Source organism: Thermogutta sp., from assembly GCF_039793925.1.
In the GTDB taxonomy this organism is placed as follows: domain Bacteria; phylum Planctomycetota; class Planctomycetia; order Pirellulales; family Thermoguttaceae; genus Thermogutta.
In genome coordinates this window covers 1-1,219 of sequence record NZ_JBAMME010000140.1, presented here as the reverse complement: position 1 = coordinate 1,219, position 1,219 = coordinate 1, and the positions used below count along the sequence as shown (strand labels likewise).

The 1,219-nt window shown below is 53.4% G+C and carries 2 protein-coding genes; both read left to right on the top strand.

Going from position 1 to position 1,219, the window contains the following annotated elements:
- A partial coding sequence (locus ABJK56_RS05755) for a prepilin-type N-terminal cleavage/methylation domain-containing protein (RefSeq protein WP_347243712.1) occupies positions 1-761 on the top strand: 761 nt, incomplete at its 5' end.
- Between the two features lie 23 nt (positions 762-784).
- The coding region (locus ABJK56_RS05750; protein ID WP_347243711.1) for a prepilin-type N-terminal cleavage/methylation domain-containing protein at positions 785-1,219 on the top strand (435 nt) is incomplete at its 3' end.

Sequence of the window (1,219 nt, the reverse complement as noted above, 5' to 3'; positions counted from 1 at the left end):
ACGGGCGACGATCTCGAGGTGAGATTCTAATGCGAAAATGGAACGCTCATAGGTTTAGTAACGGTGGGTTCACCATCATTGAGCTCATCATATCGGTGATCATCATCGGGATTTTGGTGGCAATTATCATCCCTGTTTACGTGACGCGTGCGGATGAGGCGCGACTAAGTGCATGCCAGCAAGACCTCGAGGCCTTGCAAACAGCCCAGCAACACGCGGCGATCGATACGGGGTATTTCTATCGGCTCTATGTCCTCGACGACGTCAGTGGTGGCGACGGTATTCCCTCGTCGAGTTTGACAACGGATCGCGTGGATGGAATCCGCGATGAAGGGCTACGCACTGATGTGGCGAATCCGAAGCTGCTCTTTATTGACACGAAGAATGGGACGTTCGTGCCAGGCGGTGTTGGAATTTTTGACCGAATGGCGCAGAACGAGACGGCTTTCAACTGGAACGGCCCCTACGTAAACGTGGCGCGTAAATCAGGTCTGAAAAATCCTGTTGCGGGGCAACCTGCCGGTCTACCGCTGGATCCGTGGGGCCACCCATACCTTTTCTTCACAAAAGAGGGTCTAGTCAACGACCGCGACGGAGTGATCTCGACCACCTTCGTGGGGCAGGATGGCAACTCTTACACGACTCTGCGTTTTGATCGCCCCACAATTTTGAGCCTCGGACCGAATGGGGTACCCGGCAACGGTTCCGGAAGTGCAGAACCATTCTTTGGACAGGGCGACGACTTGTATCGCCAATTTTAGGCGAAAAGGAGAGTTTTATAACTATGTGGTGGCACAGGCATACGAAAGATAATCGAGGACTAACTCTCACGGAGCTGCTGGTCGTGATGCTCATCATTGGCTTGCTCTCGAGCATTGCGGTCCCAGTCTACATCAACCGGATGGAGGATGCGCGTGTTCGGCTGGCCATGGCAGAATGCCGCGAAATTGCCATGGCTGAGGAACAGTGTGCGATGATTCATGGCTTTTACGTGCCATTCCAGGTACTCTCGGATTTACCCCATCCTAAGAACCTCACCATTCAAGGCGACACAATTCGCAACGAGCCCGACTGTCAACTCTTTGTCATCAACCCGTTGATTCGTCCCCAGGATCAGCAGGGAAATCAGCTGCGGCTGAGCTCAACAAGCCCCAACCCTCGCATCCGTGATATGATTGATCACTGGGGGGGTCCCTTCATTAGTTACCATCGCGTTTAC